The organism is Blastomonas sp. 34TW (assembly GCF_059803595.1).
This window is the reverse complement of record NZ_JAPFGW010000001.1, coordinates 585849-604053: the sequence shown is the minus strand read 5'-3', so window position 1 is coordinate 604053 and position 18205 is coordinate 585849. Positions and strand designations below refer to the sequence as shown.

Here is an 18205-nt window from a genome sequence, read left to right as displayed (position 1 = left end):
GCCCTAGCCCGGCTTCCGCTTCGCCAGCAGCATCTCGGCGATCTTGTACGTGCGCTCGTTGTCGACATCGACCGCATACGCCCCTTCAGTCAGCAGCAGCGCGCGCACCTTCACCTTGAAGCGGCGCGAGATCGCGGCCATCGCGCCATCGACGCTCCACCAGCCGAGCCGGAAGCGGATGAGGTTGAGGATGCCGAACGCCTGCGCGATCCGCCCCTTGGTCTTGATGAACTGCCCCCCTGCCCGGAACGCCTCGGCCGCGCGGAACGAGGCCGCGTCGCGCAGCCAATAGGCGTTGCAGTTCGAGATTGCCATGTCGCTGAATTCGTAGAAGCGCCGCTGCGCTTCGGGATGTTCGGCGAGAATGCTCGATTTCTCGGCGATCGCGATGACCGCGCCAGCGCCTTCGCGCATGCCGAAATCGTGGATCGAGCGGATTTCCTCAGCGGTCACCAGCACATTGTCGCCGGTGGTGATCAGCATCGGGAACGGGCTCCCCGCTTCCTCGATGACCGCTTCGATGCTCTCGACAATACCTTCGCGCGACACGCTCATGCGCAGCCGTCCGCTGGCTGTCAGCTTCTGCACTGCAGGCAGGTCGGCGACCACCGCCCGATCATGGATCGACACCCAGATCGGGCTGTCCGGCCAGGCGTCTTCCACGCCTTCCAGCACCCATTGCAGCAGCGCCTTGCCCTGGATCGGCACGTTACACTTGTGCGTGACGCCGGCGGCCTCGGCCAGCGGGTCGAGCTTTCCATCGCGCTTGCCGGCGAGGATCACGATTGTCGGCGATGTCATCAACTACCCTTTATGCGATCATCCGGCCCCGGGCGGCCTATAGGGCGGCAAGGCGGCGCGAACAACCCGCTGCGCCCTCTTCCCTTTGCCGTTGCACACGCTAAGGACGCAATCGGATGAACTTTCGCTGAAGGACCGAAAATGGGGGAAACGCTGAACATCGCGCTGGTCGGGCTGGGTACCGTGGGCGCGGGCGTCATCCGTCTGGTCGAAGAGAATGCGGCGCTGATCGCGCGGCGTGCGGGCAAGCCGATCCGTATCTGCGGCATCACCGCGCGCGACCGTGCCAAAGATCGCGGCGTCGACCTGTCGCCCTATGAATGGGTCGACGACATGGGCGAATTCGCCACCCGCGACGATATCGACGTGGTGGTCGAGCTGATCGGCGGCGCGGACGGCCCGGCGCTCACCCTCGCCAAGGAATGCCTGAGCGGCGGCAAGGCCTTCGTCACCGCGAACAAGGCGATGGTCGCGCATCACGGGCTGGACCTGGCCGAGCGCGCCGAAAAGGCCGGACTCGCCTTCAAGTACGAAGCTGCGGTCGCGGGCGGCATTCCGGTCATCAAGGGCCTGCGCGAAGGTGCGGCGGCCAATCGCCTCAGCCGCGTCTATGGCATCCTGAACGGCACCTGCAATTTCATCCTCTCGGCCATGGAAAAGACCGGGCAGGATTTTGCCGAGGTGCTCGCCGAAGCGCAGGCGCGCGGCTTTGCCGAGGCCGATCCCAGCTTCGACATCGATGGCGTCGATGCCGCGCACAAGCTGTCGATCCTCGCTGCGCTGGCCTTTGGCACCGAGCTCGATTTCGACGGCATCGAGCGCAGCGGCATCCGCAAGATCCTGTCTGCCGATATCGCCCAGGCCGCCGCGCTCGGCTATCGCATCCGGCTGATCGGCATGGCCGAGCTCGATGGAAGCAATGGCGATGCGCAGTTGTTCCAGCGCGTCCACCCCTATCTTGTGCCGATGCACCATCCGCTGGCGCATGTCGAAGGGTCGACCAACGCGGTGGTCGCCGAGGGCAATTTCTCCGGGCGCCTGCTGTTCCAGGGCGCCGGCGCGGGCGATGGCCCGACCGCCAGCGCGGTCGTTGCCGATCTGATCGACATCGCGCGCGGCGAGATCGGCCCCGCCTTTTCGATGCCGGTGCGCGAGCTCGACAAGGTCGCGCGCGCCGAAACCGGGCATCGCACCGGCAAATGCTATCTGCGCTTCGAGGTCGCCGACCGGCCCGGCGTGCTCGCCGAGATCACGGCCGCGATGCGCGATGCGGGCGTCTCGATCGAAAGCCTGATCCAGAAGGGCCGCAGCCCCGATGGCAGCGTGCTCGTCGCCATGGTCACGCATGAAGGCCCCGAAAGTGCGGTCGCGGCAACCTTGTCCGCGCTCAAGGGTTCCCCCAGCTTGCACGCCGATCCGCTGGTCGTGCACATTCTCGGAGACTGACCGATGCCTTCAGGCCTTGCCGCGCTGCTTGACGATGTCGCCGCGCTGACCCGTCTTGCTGCGGTATCGATCGACGATGTCGGCGCAGCGGCAGCCAAGGCAGGCACCAAGGCTGCAGGCGTGGTGGTCGATGATGCCGCGGTTACCCCGCAATATGTCACCGATTTCACCCCCGATCGCGAGCTGCCGGTGATCTGGCGGATCGCCAAGGGATCACTGTTCAACAAGTTCGTCATATTGCTGCCTATCGGGCTGATATTGAGCGCTTTTCTGCCCTGGGCGATCACCCCGATCCTGATGGCGGGCGGCGCGTTCCTGTGTTTCGAGGGCGCGGAAAAGATCATCCACAAGCTCAGCCACAGCCAAGATACCGCCGAGGTGGTCGAGCAGGTGCAGGACATGTTTGCGCTGGAAGACGAACGGGTGAAGGGCGCAGTGCGCACCGACCTCATCCTGTCTGCCGAGATCATGGCCATCGCGCTCGCCGAGGTCGCCGACCGGTCGATCGCGATGCAGGCGGGCGTGCTCGCGGTGGTCGGTCTGCTGATCACCGCTGCGGTCTATGGCGCGGTCGGCCTGATCGTAAAGATGGACGATTTCGGCCTCCACCTCGCGAAAAAACCCTCGGCGGCCGCCCAGGGCTTCGGCCGGGGGCTGGTCAAGGCCATGCCGATCGTCATGTCGGCGCTCGGCATCATCGGCACGGCTGCGATGGTCTGGGTTGGCGGACAGATCATCATTCACGGGCTTGCGGTGTTCGGCGTCGCCGGGCCTGAGCATCTGATCCACGACATCGCCGTCGCGGCGGGCGAAGCCGTGCCTGCGGTCAGCGGACTGGTCGAATGGCTGGTCGGCGCGATCGGTGCAGGCATCATCGGTCTGGTGATCGGCGGCGTGATTGCGGCGGTCTACAACGCGGTCAAGGGCAAGGGCGCGCACTGAGGCGATGATTGACCCTCCCCCTTGCTGGGGGAGGCAGCGGAGACTTGGCAGCTTGCTGCCTATGTCGCAGCGGTGGGGGTGACGGTAAGGCTTCGTGCTGCCAATCGCCCGAAATTCAATCCGGAGAGATCACCCCCGCCCAACCCTCCCCCATCAAGGGGGAGGGCTTACCGATTACTTTCCCGCGCGTACACGTTCACCGTCACATCCCCGAGCGGCGCATCGCCGATGGCCGCGAAGCCCAGCTTGGCCGCCACATGCTCGGACGCGCCATGGCCGGGCTCGATGATGCAGCGCACCTCGCCGCCGCCCAGCGCGCTGTCATTCCACGCCATCACCGCGTTCATCGCCTCGCTGACGAGGCCTTGCCCCCAATGGTCCGGCGCGATCGCCCAGCCAGCCTCGGGATAACCGTCCAGCAGATCGATGCCGCGCTCGAAATTGGCAAGGCCCCCTACCCCCACCAGCGCGTCGCTCTGCCTGTCCGTGAACAGCCAGTAACCATAGCCGGTCAGCGCCCACAGCCCGTGCATGCCGATGAAGCGCGTCCAGCTCTCGTTGCGGGTGCGCGGCTTGCCGCCGATATAGGCGGTGACGCGCTCGTCGGCCCACATTGTGGCATAAGCATCGAAATCCGCCATGACCGGCGCGCGGAGGCGCAACCGCTTGGTCTCGATTACCGGAATATCGGTCATTGCGGCGCCCCCTCGTCGGCCTCGCGCGCCTTTTCGGCCGCCTCGGCTTCGCGCGCCTTTTGCAGATATTCCTCGTCGACCTCAGGAAGCTTGGAAAAGTCGATCATATAGGCCTTGGGCGGTGGGCACGGCGGAACGATGCAGCCCAGCCCCATCGTCGCCTTGCCCTTGAAGATGCCATCACCCGCGACATCGGGCGCGGGCGGCGGACCGCCGGTCGCGAGACGTCCCTCGGTATCGGCCGGAACGCGGAATTTCGCCCCGGCATCCGCCTCTCCGCAGACCACGATATCCTTGCCGGCAGCGCTCGGTGCGCAGCGCTTGGCGCGCTCTTCCTTGCCGGTCCATTCGTCGGCCTTGCGAATCAGCTGCTTTACCTTGGCTTCGACCGGATCGGGCTCGCGCTTCTCCGGCTCGGGCAGACGCGTGTCGTCCTGCGCCTCCTGCGCGAGCGCCACCGGCGCAAAAACCACCGAAATGGCGAGCGCGGCGGCCACCAACAGCATTCTCGACAATGCAATAATGCTCCCTTATGGACCGGGCGCAACGCACCAGGCCTGGAACGCAACTGGTGCCCCACAAAAGAAGGATGACCCGCCTGCCATGTCCAGCGCAAGCCTGAAAGCGACGCCCCCCTCACAAACCCCGCAGCTCGACCGCGTGCTCGTGCTCGAAATGGTCCGCGTGACCGAGGCTGCCGCGATCGCCGCATCGAACCTGATCGGCCGCGGTGACGAAAAGGCGGCGGACGCAGCGGCGGTGGAAGCGATGCGCGCAGCGCTCAACGGGCTGGACATCGACGGCACCGTGGTGATCGGCGAAGGCGAGCGTGACGAGGCGCCGATGCTGTATATCGGCGAGAAGGTGGGTCTGGGCAACGAAGGCGCACCGCGCATCGACATCGCGCTCGATCCGCTCGAAGGCACCACCATCACCGCCAAGGCAGGTCCGAATGCGCTCGCGGTGCTGGCGATCGCCGAAAACGGCTGCCTGCTCAATGCGCCCGACGTTTACATGGACAAGATTGCGGTCGGCCCCGGCTATCCCGAAGGCGTGATCGACCTCAACAAGAGCCCGACAGAGAACGTTCAGGCCGTCGCCGCCGCCAAGGGCGTGCAGCCCAACGAGATCATCGTGTGCGTGCTCGACCGTCCGCGCCATGCCGATCTGATCGCCGAACTGCGTGGGCTGGGCTGCGGCATCATGCTGATCCCCGATGGCGATGTGGCAGGCGTGATCGCCACCACCAACCCCGATACCACGATCGACCTGTATATGGGTTCGGGCGGCGCTCCCGAAGGCGTGCTGGCGGCAGCAGCGCTGCGCTGCGTCGGTGGCCAGTTCAAGGGCCGTCTGCTGTTCCGCAACGACGACGAGCGCGCCCGCGCACGCAAATGGGGGATCGAAGACCTGAACGCGGTCTATGACCTTACCGACCTTGCCAAGGGCGATTGCATTTTCGCTGCGACCGGCGTGACCGATGGTTCGCTGCTGCAGGGCGTCAAGCGTCGCCGCGACGGCATCATGACCACCGAAACCGTGGTGATGCGCTCGGCCAGCGGCACCGTGCGCTGGGTCAAGGGCGAGCACCGCATCGCCCGGTAATCGGGAAAGACGGCTGGTGCAGGGATCGTTCAGCCCTGCGCCAGCCGCCCCGCGAGCCGCGCGACCAGTGCGGCGCGAACAGCCTCGGCGTCCCCCGGCGCCAGATTATCCGCCTGCTCATAGCCGGCGCGACGCAGCAGTGCCTGAACCAGCATCCTGCGATCCTGCGTCATGTCGCGTGCCAGCTCTTCGGCTAGCGCATCGACGATCCACAAGGCGGCACGGTTCATCACATCATCCTGGGTGCCGCGTGCCGATGTCACGGCGGGACGTTCGAGCAATTCCAACATCGTTCCGCCTTGCGCGGAGCCAGCCTGCGTCCCAAGCCGAGTGACGCGGATATCCAGCATTTGTGACGAACGTCAGGCCGCCCGGATATCGCGTTCGGGCTGTGATACGGTATCATCCGCTACTTTATTATCGGCGATAAACGGTCGCAGCTCGTCGGTCAGATGGCGTGCAAAACGCCGCCCCATCGGGGCTTCGGCTCCGCTGGCGAGCAACGCGAGCAAGGCTCCGCTGGGCTTGCGGCGATAGCCCTTGATGGCCGATCGTCGGCACAGTGCCGACCGGTGGATCCGGACGAAATCCTCGGCAATCAGCTGCGATTCGATTGCCGCCAAAGTGGAGCGAACGAGCCCGCTATGCCCGCCCGCATGGATGCGGACATAATTGCCTTCCGCCTCGATCCATTCGACCTTGGCGTGAGCGATATGGATGGTCTGCCGCCCGGTCTTGACCCAGAAGCCCTGATCAGGCGCATCGGCCCGGGCTGTCGCCGCCCTCGGATCCAGCGCCGCCTGTCGCTCCACTTCGGCCAGCGCGATGCCATAGCGCAGCGCCAGCCAGGCGGCGAGGCCGGTGCCGAAATACCCGCTCCAGAGCAGAATCCAGCGCAAGTTAAACGCAGCCATATTGGCCGTGTCGTGCAGCACCCAGATATCCATGGCCATGGCCAGGACGAACAGGACCACCAGCCCCGGCAGGCCGACCAGCGCCATGCGTCGCAGCATCTTCAGACCCGGTCGCGCCCCGGCCCGCCCGTGAATCGACAGCCAGAAGACCAGTGCGCCAGCGACAATCAGCACGATCCGCTTGGGATTGTAGAGATCGAAAACCTCATCGGGATTGAGCGAAGCCCGAAAGGCGGAGACGCAGAATGTGGAGACGCAAAAGATCAGCGCAGCCAGCGCTGCGCTGCGCGGCGGCCACCACGGCCCGGGGCTGTCCGATCGATGAGGCAGCATCAACTTCATTCTGGCAGCAGTCCCAGGCTTGTCCTAATGCGGGTTCGAACACGTATGGGCGGTGCTCCGCCCCATCCGCAGCGCGCGGTATCAGCCAGGGGATTTAGCGGGATGGTCTTTTCGATCAACGACTTCGATATGGGACGGTTCGTGTCCGCAACCTTGGCCGAAGACCTGGGCCCTAATTCCCGCGACGTGACGTCGGAAAGCGTGATCCCTGCCGAGGCGCGGTTCGACGGCGTCATGGACGCACGGCACCCAATTGTGGTTGCAGGCCTGCCGATCGCGGAGGCGTTTTTCCGCGCGCTCGATCCCGATTGCACGGTGGAGCTTCTGGTGGACGAGGGCGCGGTGATCGAGGCGGGCACCGACCTCCTCAGCGTTTCGGGCAAGGCACGCGCACTGCTCACCGCCGAACGTTCGGCGCTCAACACCGTCCAGCATCTGAGCGGCATCGCGACACTGACGCGGGCCTATGTCGATGCGATCGCGGGCACCGGCGCGGTGCTGCTCGATACCCGCAAGACGATCCCGGGGCTCCGCAGCCTCGAGAAATACGCGACCCGCATGGGAGGCGCGAAGAACCACCGCATGGGCCTGTGGGATGCGGCGATGATCAAGGACAATCATGTCGCGGTGGCAGGCGATATCGGCGAGGCGGTGCGCCGCGCGGTCGCCGCCGGGATCGACCAGATCATCGTCGAGGTCGATCATGTCGAACAGATCGAACCCGCGCTCGCCGCCGGTGCCACCCATCTGCTGCTCGATAACATGTCCCCCGCGACGCTGCGCGGCGCGGTGACACTGGTCGGCGGTCGGGTGCCGTGCGAAGCCTCGGGCGGGGTGACATTGGAGACGATCCGCGCGATTGCCGAGACCGGGGTCGATTATATCTCGGTCGGCCGCATCACCCAGTCCGCGCCCGCCGCCGATATCGGGCTGGATTTCAAAGCGGCCTGATGCGCCGCGTCGTCGCCCTGTTTGCCTTGGGCACCGCGCTGGCGCCCATGCCGCTGCTCGCCCAGGCCTATCAGTGCCGCATGCCCGAAAAGCTCTCGCCGCTGCCGCAGGAAAAACGCGGGCGCGATGCGGTGAAGCGCGTGGTCCCGGTCGCGGGCTATACGCTGGCGCTCAGCTGGTCGCCGGAATTCTGCCGGGGACGCGAGGATGACAAGGCGCAGACGCTGCAATGCAGCCGCCGCTTCGGCGAATTCGGCTTCGTGCTGCACGGGCTTTGGCCAGAAGGCAAAACCGCCGCCTATCCGCAATATTGCGCCACGCCGCCCTCACCGGTGCCGCTGTCGGTGGTCCGCCAGAACCTCTGCTCCATGCCCTCGCAGCGGCTCATCCAGCATCAGTGGGACAAGCACGGCAGCTGCATGGCGCGCGATCCCGCACGCTATTTCCTGACCGCGCGAAAGCTGTACCAGTCGGTGAAGTTGCCCGATATGGAGCGGCTATCGCGTCGTCCGCTGACCCAGGGGATGATGCGGCGCGAGATCGCGAGGCTGAACCCGGGAATGCCGGCAACCGCCATCGCGCTCAAGGCGAACGGCCGCGGCTGGCTGCAGGAGGTGCGGCTGTGCCTGGGGATGGATTACCGCCCGCGCGCCTGCCCGGCTTATGTCCGCCAGTCGCGTGGCGATACGCCCTTGAAGATCTGGCGCGGGCTCTAGTTCGGCCGCACCAGCACCTCGTCCGCCTGCAGCGCCGTGCGCCCCCAGACCAGCACGAACACGCACAGCCCGATGATGATCGCGAACGATTCGAGCGGCGCGATATTGTACAGCCACACGCCGATCGCAGGCGCGATGATATAGGCCGCGCCGTTGACCGAGGCGACGATGCCCGCCACCTGCCCCTGCTCCGCCCTTGTCACCGCGAGCGAGGAACCCGCGGTAAAGCCCGGGCGGAAAAGGCCAAATCCCAGCGAGGCAATGGCAAAGCCCAGGGTGATGGCATTGAGGCTTTCCGAAAAGGCGACCATCGTGCACCCGCTCGCAGCCAGCGCCATGCCCCAGAGCGTCGAGGTGCGCGGCCCCATCTTGAGATAGGGGATCAGCCCCCATTGCGCGAGCAATGTCGCGAACGCGCCCGCCATCAGCACCAGGCCGGTCGGGCCAGCCGCCAGCTCGGGCGTGGCGCGCAGATCGAGCCGGTCGAGCAGCATGAAGCCGACCAGCCCCAGGATCATCGCATTGGCATGGCCGCCCACAAGCCCCGCGATCAGCCATGGCCGCAGCCGCGCATCGCGCCAGGACAGGCGCTCGACCACGGGAGCGACCGGCTCGGGCTCGGCATCATGCTCGTCGGCATCATAGACCTCGCCCGCCGATCCCGAGCTCATCGGCTCGGACACCAGCCGTCCGCGCGCGGCATAGCTCGGCGTATCGTCGGGCAGCCGCAGCTTCAATGTCACCAGCACCAGCAGGCCGAAGGCCGCAAAGACGAAGAACGGGCTGGGCAAGCCGAGAAAGGGCAGGATGATCAGCGGCGCAAGCGCGGGGCCGATCACCGTGCCGAGCCCGAACGAGGAGGAGATCATCGAGAGCGCCTGCGTGCGCTCCGCACGGCTGGTGCGCGCGGCGACATAGGCCTGCACCGCAGGCGGCCCCGCCGAGCCCAACCCGCCATAAAGACTGCGGAACAGCGCGAAGATCAGCATCGTCGCGAGCGCCGAGAGATAGCCGTGCAGCCCCGCGATCAGCGTCAGCCCGCACAGCGCGAACGAGGATATGAAGCCGAGCAGCCCAAGGTTCATCAACGCCTTGCGCCCGCGTCGGTCGGACATCCGCGCCCAGCGCGGGGCGCAGACCATCCACAACAGCGCCGACCAGCTATAGGCCAGGCTCACCCAGAAATCGGCGACGCCCAGCCGCGTGCCGATCGCAGGCATCACCGATTGCATCGCGGTATTGCCCGCCGCCGTTACCAGCATGACCGTGAACAGCAACGCCATACGGTCCGCGGGCAGTTTCTGCGTGGCTTCGAGCGCCGGTTCGGGGGGCTGGTGCACGTTCATGGCCAGGCATAACCCCGTTCGATGCGGGCGACATGCAGCGTGTAATGCGCGTACCAGCGATCCCGCCCCGCCTCGCGCGCGGCGCGATGCTCGGGATTGTCGCGCCAGGCCTTGGCGCTCGCATCGTCCGCCCAGTAGCTCACGGTAATGCCGAATCCGCCCTGCACCCCGGCATGGTCCATGCCCAGATAGCCCCGCTGGCGCGCGGCAAGCGCGTCCATCGCATCAGCCATCATGCCATAGCCCTCGGCATCGCGGCCGCTATGCTGCGCAGCAAAGATCACGGCGATCGCGCCGTTGGCATGAATCCGGGAATCCGCTTTTCCGCTCATGCGCGCTGGTCTAGGCGCTCGGCGTCCGCTTGCAAAGTACTGCTATGCAACACTGACACACATGATTGCTTAACCCTCTGGAATCTGCAATTGTGGCACTTCGTTGACAGCCATTTCGAGGGGTTTTGCATGCATTCTACGGACCTGGTCCAGCTGCCGTTGCGGCAGCGGCTAAAAGCGCGCGCGGAGCGGGTTTTCGGGGCCTGGGGCGTGTTTGCCAGGGAATTCTTCAAGCACCCACGCATGGTGGGATCGATCGTTCCCTCGTCCGACCGCACCATCCGCAAGATGCTGGGCCCGGTCGACTGGCAGAGCGTGCAGCTGTTCGTCGAATACGGCCCCGGCGTCGGCACCTTCTGCCGCGCGGTGCTCGACCGTCTGCCGCGCAACGCGACCTATATCGCGATCGACACCAACCCGGATTTCATCCGCTATCTGCGCAAGACCATTCCCGACAGCCGCTTCATCGCGGTGCACGGGTCGGCAGCGGACGTCGAGGCGATCATCGCCGCGCACGGTTTCGACCATGCCGATTACGTGCTGTCGGGCCTGCCGCTCTCGACCCTGCCCGACGGCGTGGCCGATGCGATCGCGCAAGGGACCTATCGCGCGCTGCGCCCCGGCGGCGCGTTCCTGGTCTATCAGTTTACCCGCTTCACCAACCAGCTGATCCGTCCCTATTTCGACCGTGTCGATCGCGGCTTCGAAAGCTGGAACGTGCCCCCCTGCTACCTGTTCTGGGGCTGGAAGGCCGGCGGCGAAGCCACGCAGACGCCCACCTATCATTGACTCGGGAGCCTGCAGCCGCTAGGGGCCGCCTTTCCCTCATATTCGCACAGAGTCTGGAGCCCGTTCATGGCGCGCGTTACCGTTGAAGATTGCATCGACAAGGTCACCAACCGGTTCGACCTGGTTCTGCTCGCCGCGCAGCGCGCGCGCGAGATCAGCGGCGGTGCCGAACTGACCATCGACCGCGACCGCGACAAGAACCCCGTCGTCGCGCTGCGAGAGATCGCCGACGAGACGATCCTGCCGGAAGACCTCAAGGAAAGCCTGACCCAGTCGATGCAGAAGGTCCAGGTCGACGACGATGACGATGCCGACGAAATCGGCTCGCTGAGCCTGTCCGCCGAGGCTCTCCGCCTGACGGCCTCGGCCCCGGCGCGCACCAGCAGCATGGGCGGCGATTTCGACGCCTGATTGCTTGGTTTAAAGTTACAAAAAGCCGCGCGAGCCGGATGGTTCGCGCGGCTTTTTTGTTGGTCAAAAAACCGACCACTCCACATGCTTCCAGCCGTCACCCTGAACTTGTTTCAGGGTCCATTTGTCCCCACGCAGCTTTGGTGGCTGGGGCACGATGGATCCTGAAACGATTTCAGGATGACGAGGGGTGGACTGCGCGCCCCGGCCCCGCGCCACCCAGCACCACGCCCGCTCAGCCTGAGCCTGTCGAAGGCCCCGCGCCCTCACCAGCGGAATTACGTAACCCCCTCGATAGCCTCGAAATCAAATCCCAATCACCCCTAATCAGCGCTTCCTTCTTCGCCCGCGACCAACCCTTGATCTGCCACTCCACCCCAAACGCATCCTCACGCGTGGGGAAATCCTCCGACCAGACCAATTCAACAGGCCGTCTTTTCGCGGTATAGCCCCCGCAGGCACCGCTGGCATGCTGGGACATCCGGTGTTCGAGGTCGTCAGTATGACCGGCATAATAGCTGCCGTCCCTGCACAGCAAAAGCTAAGCGTAAAAAGGCATAGCCCAGAATAGCGGTTTCGCGGGGCCTTCGACAGGCTCAGGCTGAGCGGGGGTGGGGCGGCTTTGGAACCGTGGAAGAAAAAGCCTGCCGTTCCGCAAACGACCCCATTGCGGCCATTTGCCATCAATGCGAACGTCAGAAAATGAGTAGTCGCGCGAAGTTCATTTCACTGCTTGTTGCTGCGCTGATCGCCGGGGCGTTTCTGGGCTGGTGGCTGCGGGAGCAGCGAGACATTGACGCTTGCCTTGATGCAGGTGGCGGTTGGGAAACACCGGGCGGCTACTGTCTCGGTGCTAAGTTTGGTTCGCCAGAATACTAGCGGCAGCTTCCCACCCAATCTCAGACATTCACGCGGGGCGAGGCTTCCTCCAAAAGCAGACATCGCCCTGGAGCAGTGCTGACAGTCCGTAGATCAATACGCGGCACTACCCGCCGCACTCACCCCCACCCAACCCTCCCCCATCGGGGGGGAGGGTCATCAGGGCAGCATCAATATCACCGCGTCAGCTTCTTGTAGCTCATCCGCGTCGGGCGGTCGGCCTCGTCGCCGAGACGACGGCGCTTGTCTTCTTCATAGCTTTCGAAATTGCCTTCGAACCATTCGACATGGCTGTTGCCTTCAAACGCCAGGATGTGCGTGCACAGGCGGTCGAGGAAGAAGCGGTCGTGGCTGATGACCACGGCGCAACCGGCAAAGCTCTCCAGCGCCTCTTCGAGCGCGCGCAGCGTTTCGACGTCGAGGTCGTTGGTCGGTTCGTCGAGCAGCAGCACGTTGCCGCCCTCTTTCAGCATCTTGGCCATGTGGACGCGGTTGCGTTCACCGCCCGAGAGCTGGCCGACCTTCTTCTGCTGGTCCTGGCCCTTGAAGTTGAACGCACCGACATAGGCGCGGGTGGGCACGTCGTGCTTGCCGAGCTTGAAGAAATCGAGCCCGTCGGACACCTCTTCCCACACGTTCTTGTTGGGGTCCAGGTCATCGCGGCTCTGGTCGACATAGCCGAGCTTGACCGTGTCGCCGATCGCGATGGTGCCGCTATCGGGCTGTTCCTTGCCGGTGATCAGCTTGAACAGCGTCGACTTGCCCGCGCCGTTCGGCCCGATCACACCGACGATGCCGCCCGGCGGCAGTGTGAACGAGAGGTCCTCGAACAGCAGCTTGTCGCCATAGGCCTTGGTCAGGCCATGCGCCTCGATCACCTTGCCGCCCAGGCGCTCGGGGGTCTGGATGACGATCTGCGCCTTGCCGGGGGCGCGGTTTTCCTGCGCCTCGACCAGCTCGTCGAACGCCTTGATACGCGCCTTGGACTTGGTCTGGCGCGCCTTGGGGCTCTGCCGGATCCACGCCAGCTCGTCCTGGATCGCCTTCTGGCGGCCCTCGTCCTCGCGCGCTTCCTGCTCGAGACGCTTGGCCTTCTTGTCGAGATAGGTCGAGTAATTGCCCTCGTAGACAAAATACTTGCCGCGATCGAGCTCGAGGATCCAGTTCACCACATTGTCGAGGAAATAGCGATCGTGGGTGACGAGGATGACATTGCCCGGATAATCGACCAGATGCTTTTCCAGCCAGGCGACGCTTTCGGCGTCGAGATGGTTGGTCGGTTCGTCGAGCAGCAGGATGCTGGGCTTTTCGAGTAGCAGGCGGCATAGCGCGACGCGGCGGCGTTCACCCCCCGACAGGTTGGTGACATCGGCATCGCCCGGCGGACAACGCAAAGCCTCCATCGCGATTTCGAGCTGGTTGTCGAGCGTCCAGCCATCGACCGCGTCGATCTTTTCCTGGAGCGTGCCCATTTCTTCCATCAGCGCGTCGAAATCGGCGTCTTCCGGCGGATCGGCCATCAGCGCGCTGATCTCGTCGAAGCGCTCGACCAGATCGGCAACGGGGCGCACGCCGTCCATCACGTTCTGCTTGACGGTCTTGTTGGGGTCGAGCTCGGGCTCCTGCGCCAGATAGCCGACGGTGATCCCCTCGCCGGGCCAGGCTTCGCCGGTGAAATCCTTGTCGATCCCGGCCATCACCTTCATCAGAGTCGACTTGCCCGATCCGTTAGGGCCGACAATGCCGATCTTGGCATCGGGATAGAATTGCAGGTGGATGCCGTTGAGCACCGGCTTGTTCGCGCCGGGAAAGGTCTTGGTCAGACCCTTCATCACGAAGGAATATTGAGCAGCCATGCGGGAGTACGCCTCTATGCGGGTATGTTGGTTTGCCCCGCGCCTTAGCCGCGAGCGCGCTTTGCGGCAAGTCGCCATTGGCAAAGCCGGGACGTGGGATTAAGCCATGCGGCCATGACGAAACGCACCCTGCTGGCCCTGGCCGCCCTCGCCCTCCCCTTCCCCCTTCTTGCCCAGAATTCTCCGGCGCACGATCCGGCTGCGATCCAGCAAATGGCGCTGTCCGACGGCACCGCCTATTCGATCGTCGAAGACCTCACCACCGAGATCGGCCCGCGCCTCGCCGGGACCGAGCGCGAGGCGGCGGCGCGCGCCTGGGCGGTCGAACGCCTGAAGGCCATGGGTTTCAGCAACGTGCGCATCGAGCCGTTCGACATGAAGACCTGGGTGCGCGGCATCGAGACGGCTGAGATCACCGGGCCGTTCACCGGCAAGATGCACATCAGCGCGCTCGGCAATTCGGCGAGCACCGGCGACAAGGGGCTGGAGGCGGAGGTCGTCTATTTCCGCACGCTCGCCGATCTGCAGGCGGCACCGGCGGGGAGCCTCAAGGGCAAGATCGCGTTCGTCAGCCACAAGATGACGCGGACGCAGAGCGGCGCGAGCTATGGCCAGTTCGGCGGCGTGCGGCGCGCCGGCCCCGGCCTGGCCGCGCAAAAGGGCGCAGCCGCGATCGTCATCCGCTCGGTCGGCACCGATTATCACCGCAACCCGCATACCGGCGGCACCAATTTCCCCGAAGGCGTGACGCCGATCCCTGCGGCCGCGCTGTCGATCCCCGATGCCGAGAATCTCGAACGGATGATCGCGCGCGCATCGAAATCCGGCCAGGCGGTCAAGATGAAGCTCGTCCTCACCCCGCGCCAGATCGGCACCACCCAATCGGGCAATGTCATCGCCGAGGTGCCGGGCAGCGATCCGCAAGCGGGCGTGATCCTGGTCGGCGGGCATCTCGATAGCTGGGATCTTGGCACCGGCGCGATCGATGACGGCGCGGGCGTCGCGATCACCGCGGCGGCGGCGAAGCTGATCATGGATGCAGGCCAGCCGAAACGCACCATCCGTGTCGTGTGGTTCGGCGCGGAAGAGGTCGGGCTGTTCGGCGGCATGGCCTATGCCAAGGCGCATGGCGCGGCGGACCATGTGCTCGCGATGGAATCGGATTTCGGCGCGGACCGCATCTGGCAGGTCGATTTCAAGCTGCCGCAAGGCACCGATGACCTAAAAATGCGCATCGCCAATGCGCTGGCACCGCTGGGCATCGGCCGCAGCAATGATGTCGCGGGCGGCGGCCCCGATGTCGGCCCGACCGTGGCGCTGGGCGTCAACGCCATCGACCTGCAACAGGACGGCACCGACTATTTCGACCTGCACCACACGCCCGACGACACGCTCGACAAGATCGATCCCAAGGCGTTGCAGCAGAATGTCGCCGCCTGGGCGACGGTGCTGAGCATCGTCGCGAACGATCCGGCAGATTTGTTGCCGAAGGGCAAGGCGGGGGACTGAGCGCGGACCTCGATCCCAGCCCAACCGTCACCCTGAACTTGTTTCAGGGCCCATTCCTCCCCACGCGGCTTCGGCTTTTGGGGCAGGATGGATCCTGAAACAAGTTCAGCATGACGGGTGAAGGGAAACCCGGGGCGTTGACTCCACCCCCCCCCGTTACATCTCGCGACAACATTTCTTGAAAATGAGCGGCACATTCGCAACCCGTTCAGCCAAGGGCGCGTATTCCTGAACATGTCCAGAGCAGCCCCCCTCTGCTCAGGCCATGACAGGAGTAAGAACCATGAAAACCCTCTCGAAAGCCCTGATCGGGACCCTGATGCTGGCCACCACGCTGCCGGTCGCAACCGCCCCCGCCTTTGCCCAGTCGCGCGGCGAGGTGAACCGGTCCGAACGCGAGCTTCGCCGCGAGCAGCGCGAACTCCAGCGCGATCGCCGCGATCTGCAGGAAGCCCGCCGCTATGGCGACCGCCGCGATGTCCGCGAAGAGCAGCGTGATCTGCGCGACCAGCGTCGCGACGTGCGCGATGCCCGCCGCGAATATCGCGAGGACCTGCGCGACTATCGCGACTATCGCGCCAGCAATCGCCAGGCATTTCGCGGTCCCGCTTTCCGGTCGAACTTCCGCTATCAGCAGTTCCGCCCGGGCGTCCGCATCGCGCCGAATTATTACGGCCAGCGCTATGTCGTGAACAACTATCGCAACTATCGCCTGCCGAACCCCGGCGCGCGGCAGACCTGGGTGCGGCACTATAACGACATGCTGCTCGTCAACACGCGCACCGGCACGGTCGTCCGCGTGATCCCGAATTTCTACTGGTAACTGTCCTTTCGCCAGTAGGAAGCAAGTCCGCCCATCGTCCCTGGGGACGGTGGGCGGGCCCATTTCTGGGACAGCAACTGGGCGTCAGGGTTCGCCTGCGCCCCAGATCTGGTCCTGCCGGACCCAGCCCGCGCGCTTGTCGACGGCAAATTCGCACCAGCCACCCTCGCAATCGCCGAGTTCCCCGACCACGCCCGGCTCGGCGCGCCACAACAGCCTGGCATTGTCGCGCGGGGCAGACCGGATCGCGATGACCGGCCCGGTCACGATCGCGGTGCGCTTGCGGCTCAGCATGTTCGAATGCATCCAGCCGCTCCAGCCCGACGGATCGACGATCTGGCGCCAGGCGCCGTAGCGCTTCACGACCTTCACCGGCAGATGCTTGCGCCGGAACACCCACTCGATCTGATAGGTTCCCATCGGGCCAGCGCGCGCAAAGGCCTCGTCCTTCTGGACCGACGCCCAATAGGGTACCTCGACCTCTGCCTGCGCGATTGCAGCATCATGACCAGCCGACAGCGACACGGCTGCCAGACCGGCCAGTATCAGTCCCGAAAACCATGGTGCACGCATCAAATATTCCCCCGTCGGCCAGACTATAGCATCGCACCCGACGATCCTTCACCCCGAATCGCTTAAGCCAAAAAACCCGTGCCAAGCAAGTGCCGCAGCTTGACCTTTGGGGCGGTTGAGGCATAGCACAGATATGCCATCCAGCCCCTCTTCCAGGCCATCTGCGCCGCCGCACGAACCGGGCAGCCGCCCGCGCGTGATCGTCACGCGAAAGCTCGCCCCCGCCGTCGAAGAGCGCATGGCCGAACTGTTCGATGTCAAGCTCAACGCCGACGATCATGCCTTTACCCGCGACGAACTGGCCGCTGCCATGGCGACCTGCGACGTGCTGGTGCCGACGGTCACCGATGCGCTCGATGCCGATTTGATCTCAGGCGCTGGCGACAGGCTGAAGCTACTCGCCAATTTCGGTGCGGGCGTGGATCATATCGACCTGAAAGCCGCCCGCGCACGCGGCATCATCATCACCAACACGCCCGGCGTGTTCACCGACGATACCGCCGACATGACCATGGCGCTGATCCTCTCGGTCCCGCGCCGCCTCGCCGAGGGCGAGAAGCTGGTGCGTTCGGGCCAGTGGGAAGGCTGGAGCCCCTCGGGCATGCTCGGCCACCGCATCGGCGGCAAGCAGCTGGGCATTGTCGGCATGGGCCGGATCGGCCAGGCAGTCGCGCATCGTGCGCGCGGCTTCGGGCTCAATGTCGTCTATCAAAACCGCCGCCGCCTGCCCGAAAGCCTCGAGCAGATGCTCGGCGCGAGTTTCGAGCCCGATCTCGACGCGCTGATCGCCGGATCGGACATCATTACCCTGCACTGCCCGCGCAGCCCCGAGACGCGCGGCATCATCGACGCGCGCCGCATCGGCCTGATGAAGCCGAGCGCCTATCTGATCAACAGCGCGCGTGGCGAGCTGGTCGACGAGGCCGCGCTGATCGACGCGCTCGAGTCCGGCCGGATCGCGGGCGCCGGGCTCGATGTCTATCCGCGCGAGCCACAGGTCGACGAACGGCTGCTCGCGCTGAAGAATGTCGTGCTGCTGCCGCATGTCGGAAGCGCTACCTTCGAGGGCCGCGAGGTTGCCGGGCACAAGGTCATCGCCAATATTCGCTTCTGGTTTGATGGGCACAGGCCCCCCGACCAGGTCCTCGAAGGCTGGATGTAACGCCAGTCAGCTCCGACGGCCCGGCTCCATTCGCCGCAGAAATGCGCGCGCGTTAATCGATTATTTGCCAAACTGCGGCATGACGCGGCAGATATGCTGTCCCGATTGTGGAC

Annotated in this window: 21 protein-coding genes; 11 read left to right on the top strand and 10 right to left on the bottom strand. The window is 65.1% G+C overall.

From position 1 onward, the window contains the following. Positions 1-3: 3 nt before the first annotated feature. Positions 4-801: an NTP transferase domain-containing protein gene (locus OPU69_RS02880; RefSeq protein WP_498509261.1), complete on the bottom strand. Its 798-nt coding sequence runs from the start codon at positions 799-801 to the stop codon at positions 4-6. Between the two features lie 141 nt (positions 802-942). Between OPU69_RS02880 and OPU69_RS02875 the strand changes: the two genes are divergently transcribed. After that, entirely contained in the window at positions 943-2247 is a 1305-nt protein-coding gene (locus OPU69_RS02875) for a homoserine dehydrogenase (RefSeq protein ID WP_060980164.1), read from the top strand. A 3-nt stretch (positions 2248-2250) separates the two neighbouring features. After that, positions 2251-3189 carry a DUF808 domain-containing protein gene (locus OPU69_RS02870; protein ID WP_498509259.1) on the top strand — a complete coding sequence of 313 codons (939 nt, stop codon included), beginning with the start codon at positions 2251-2253 and terminating at the stop codon, positions 3187-3189. Between the two features lie 167 nt (positions 3190-3356). Here OPU69_RS02870 and OPU69_RS02865 read toward each other — a convergent pair whose 3' ends face one another. Together OPU69_RS02865 and OPU69_RS02860 are read right to left on the bottom strand one after the other, a co-directional pair. Next, the gene (locus OPU69_RS02865; RefSeq protein WP_498509258.1) at positions 3357-3884 is read right to left on the bottom strand and encodes a GNAT family N-acetyltransferase; all 528 of its coding nucleotides are present in this window, start codon (positions 3882-3884) and stop codon (positions 3357-3359) included. Continuing rightward, a complete protein-coding gene (locus OPU69_RS02860) occupies positions 3881-4390 on the bottom strand; it encodes a hypothetical protein (RefSeq protein WP_498509257.1) in 510 nt (169 codons plus the stop codon). Before OPU69_RS02860 ends, OPU69_RS02865 begins: the two co-directional genes overlap by 4 nt. Positions 4391-4487: 97 nt before the next feature. Here OPU69_RS02860 and glpX point away from each other — a divergent pair, with 97 nt between their 5' ends. Beyond that, positions 4488-5489 carry a class II fructose-bisphosphatase gene (gene glpX / locus OPU69_RS02855; protein ID WP_498509256.1) on the top strand — a complete coding sequence of 334 codons (1002 nt, stop codon included), beginning with the start codon at positions 4488-4490 and terminating at the stop codon, positions 5487-5489. 29 nt (positions 5490-5518) lie between these two features. Here glpX and OPU69_RS02850 read toward each other — a convergent pair whose 3' ends face one another. Together OPU69_RS02850 and OPU69_RS02845 are read right to left on the bottom strand one after the other, a co-directional pair. Then, positions 5519-5779, bottom strand: a complete 261-nt coding sequence (locus OPU69_RS02850) for a hypothetical protein (RefSeq protein WP_060978087.1) — start codon at positions 5777-5779, stop codon at positions 5519-5521. Positions 5780-5851: 72 nt separating this feature from the next. After that, positions 5852-6736, bottom strand: a complete 885-nt coding sequence (locus OPU69_RS02845) for a LytR/AlgR family response regulator transcription factor (protein ID WP_197421687.1) — start codon at positions 6734-6736, stop codon at positions 5852-5854. 111 nt (positions 6737-6847) lie between these two features. Here OPU69_RS02845 and nadC point away from each other — a divergent pair, with 111 nt between their 5' ends. Continuing rightward, the gene (gene nadC, locus OPU69_RS02840) at positions 6848-7696 is read left to right on the top strand and encodes a carboxylating nicotinate-nucleotide diphosphorylase (RefSeq protein WP_498509254.1); all 849 of its coding nucleotides are present in this window, start codon (positions 6848-6850) and stop codon (positions 7694-7696) included. Next, positions 7696-8412: a ribonuclease T2 family protein gene (locus OPU69_RS02835; protein ID WP_498509253.1), complete on the top strand. Its 717-nt coding sequence runs from the start codon at positions 7696-7698 to the stop codon at positions 8410-8412. The genes nadC and OPU69_RS02835 overlap by 1 nt, the downstream gene beginning before the upstream one ends. Here the strand turns inward: OPU69_RS02835 and OPU69_RS02830 are convergent. Continuing rightward, positions 8409-9758, bottom strand: coding sequence for an MFS transporter (locus OPU69_RS02830; protein ID WP_060978091.1), 1350 nt, complete (start codon positions 9756-9758; stop codon positions 8409-8411). The genes OPU69_RS02835 and OPU69_RS02830 overlap by 4 nt on opposite strands. Then, complete coding sequence (locus OPU69_RS02825) at positions 9755-10090, bottom strand: antibiotic biosynthesis monooxygenase family protein (RefSeq protein ID WP_498509252.1); 336 nt, start codon at positions 10088-10090, stop codon at positions 9755-9757. Before OPU69_RS02825 ends, OPU69_RS02830 begins: the two co-directional genes overlap by 4 nt. Before the next feature lie 129 nt (positions 10091-10219). Between OPU69_RS02825 and OPU69_RS02820 the strand changes: the two genes are divergently transcribed. Then, the gene (locus OPU69_RS02820; RefSeq protein WP_060978093.1) at positions 10220-10879 is read left to right on the top strand and encodes a class I SAM-dependent methyltransferase; all 660 of its coding nucleotides are present in this window, start codon (positions 10220-10222) and stop codon (positions 10877-10879) included. 66 nt (positions 10880-10945) lie between these two features. Next, positions 10946-11290, top strand: a complete 345-nt coding sequence (gene rpoZ / locus OPU69_RS02815) for a DNA-directed RNA polymerase subunit omega (protein WP_023837137.1) — start codon at positions 10946-10948, stop codon at positions 11288-11290. Positions 11291-11525: 235 nt separating this feature from the next. Here the strand turns inward: rpoZ and OPU69_RS02810 are convergent, their stop codons facing one another. After that, complete coding sequence (locus tag OPU69_RS02810; protein WP_498509250.1) at positions 11526-11828, bottom strand: GIY-YIG nuclease family protein; 303 nt, start codon at positions 11826-11828, stop codon at positions 11526-11528. Positions 11829-11920: 92 nt separating this feature from the next. Here OPU69_RS02810 and OPU69_RS02805 point away from each other — a divergent pair, with 92 nt between their 5' ends. Further along, positions 11921-12169, top strand: a complete 249-nt coding sequence (locus tag OPU69_RS02805; protein ID WP_498509249.1) for a hypothetical protein — start codon at positions 11921-11923, stop codon at positions 12167-12169. A 176-nt stretch (positions 12170-12345) separates the two neighbouring features. Here OPU69_RS02805 and ettA read toward each other — a convergent pair whose 3' ends face one another. Then, complete coding sequence (gene ettA / locus OPU69_RS02800; RefSeq protein WP_060977817.1) at positions 12346-14025, bottom strand: energy-dependent translational throttle protein EttA; 1680 nt, start codon at positions 14023-14025, stop codon at positions 12346-12348. A 114-nt stretch (positions 14026-14139) separates the two neighbouring features. Between ettA and OPU69_RS02795 the strand changes: the two genes are divergently transcribed. Both OPU69_RS02795 and OPU69_RS02790 read left to right on the top strand, forming a co-directional pair. Continuing rightward, a complete protein-coding gene (locus tag OPU69_RS02795; protein WP_498509248.1) occupies positions 14140-15534 on the top strand; it encodes a M20/M25/M40 family metallo-hydrolase in 1395 nt (464 codons plus the stop codon). Between the two features lie 283 nt (positions 15535-15817). Then, complete coding sequence (locus tag OPU69_RS02790) at positions 15818-16357, top strand: RcnB family protein (RefSeq protein WP_060977819.1); 540 nt, start codon at positions 15818-15820, stop codon at positions 16355-16357. 84 nt (positions 16358-16441) lie between these two features. Here the strand turns inward: OPU69_RS02790 and OPU69_RS02785 are convergent, their stop codons facing one another. Then, positions 16442-16930 carry an SH3 domain-containing protein gene (locus tag OPU69_RS02785; protein ID WP_498509247.1) on the bottom strand — a complete coding sequence of 163 codons (489 nt, stop codon included), beginning with the start codon at positions 16928-16930 and terminating at the stop codon, positions 16442-16444. 133 nt (positions 16931-17063) lie between these two features. Between OPU69_RS02785 and OPU69_RS02780 the strand changes: the two genes are divergently transcribed. Beyond that, the gene (locus tag OPU69_RS02780; RefSeq protein ID WP_498509246.1) at positions 17064-18092 is read left to right on the top strand and encodes a 2-hydroxyacid dehydrogenase; all 1029 of its coding nucleotides are present in this window, start codon (positions 17064-17066) and stop codon (positions 18090-18092) included. Positions 18093-18205: the final 113 nt, after the last annotated feature.

Excerpts from the sequence above, each read along its gene's own strand:
- OPU69_RS02880 (WP_498509261.1), bottom strand. The coding sequence starts at position 801 with ATGACATCGCCGACAATCGTGATCCTCGCCGGCAAGCGCGATGGAAAG.
- OPU69_RS02875 (WP_060980164.1), top strand. The coding sequence starts at position 943 with ATGGGGGAAACGCTGAACATCGCGCTGGTCGGGCTGGGTACCGTGGGC.
- OPU69_RS02870 (WP_498509259.1), top strand. The coding sequence starts at position 2,251 with ATGCCTTCAGGCCTTGCCGCGCTGCTTGACGATGTCGCCGCGCTGACC.
- OPU69_RS02865 (WP_498509258.1), bottom strand. The coding sequence starts at position 3,884 with ATGACCGATATTCCGGTAATCGAGACCAAGCGGTTGCGCCTCCGCGCG.
- OPU69_RS02860 (WP_498509257.1), bottom strand. The coding sequence starts at position 4,390 with ATGCTGTTGGTGGCCGCCGCGCTCGCCATTTCGGTGGTTTTTGCGCCG.
- glpX (WP_498509256.1), top strand. The coding sequence starts at position 4,488 with ATGTCCAGCGCAAGCCTGAAAGCGACGCCCCCCTCACAAACCCCGCAG.
- OPU69_RS02850 (WP_060978087.1), bottom strand. The coding sequence starts at position 5,779 with ATGTTGGAATTGCTCGAACGTCCCGCCGTGACATCGGCACGCGGCACC.
- OPU69_RS02845 (WP_197421687.1), bottom strand. The coding sequence starts at position 6,736 with ATGCTGCCTCATCGATCGGACAGCCCCGGGCCGTGGTGGCCGCCGCGC.
- nadC (WP_498509254.1), top strand. The coding sequence starts at position 6,848 with ATGGTCTTTTCGATCAACGACTTCGATATGGGACGGTTCGTGTCCGCA.
- OPU69_RS02835 (WP_498509253.1), top strand. The coding sequence starts at position 7,696 with ATGCGCCGCGTCGTCGCCCTGTTTGCCTTGGGCACCGCGCTGGCGCCC.
- OPU69_RS02830 (WP_060978091.1), bottom strand. The coding sequence starts at position 9,758 with ATGAACGTGCACCAGCCCCCCGAACCGGCGCTCGAAGCCACGCAGAAA.
- OPU69_RS02825 (WP_498509252.1), bottom strand. The coding sequence starts at position 10,090 with ATGAGCGGAAAAGCGGATTCCCGGATTCATGCCAACGGCGCGATCGCC.
- OPU69_RS02820 (WP_060978093.1), top strand. The coding sequence starts at position 10,220 with ATGCATTCTACGGACCTGGTCCAGCTGCCGTTGCGGCAGCGGCTAAAA.
- rpoZ (WP_023837137.1), top strand. The coding sequence starts at position 10,946 with ATGGCGCGCGTTACCGTTGAAGATTGCATCGACAAGGTCACCAACCGG.
- ettA (WP_060977817.1), bottom strand. The coding sequence starts at position 14,025 with ATGGCTGCTCAATATTCCTTCGTGATGAAGGGTCTGACCAAGACCTTT.
- OPU69_RS02795 (WP_498509248.1), top strand. The coding sequence starts at position 14,140 with ATGACGAAACGCACCCTGCTGGCCCTGGCCGCCCTCGCCCTCCCCTTC.
- OPU69_RS02790 (WP_060977819.1), top strand. The coding sequence starts at position 15,818 with ATGAAAACCCTCTCGAAAGCCCTGATCGGGACCCTGATGCTGGCCACC.
- OPU69_RS02785 (WP_498509247.1), bottom strand. The coding sequence starts at position 16,930 with ATGCGTGCACCATGGTTTTCGGGACTGATACTGGCCGGTCTGGCAGCC.
- OPU69_RS02780 (WP_498509246.1), top strand. The coding sequence starts at position 17,064 with ATGCCATCCAGCCCCTCTTCCAGGCCATCTGCGCCGCCGCACGAACCG.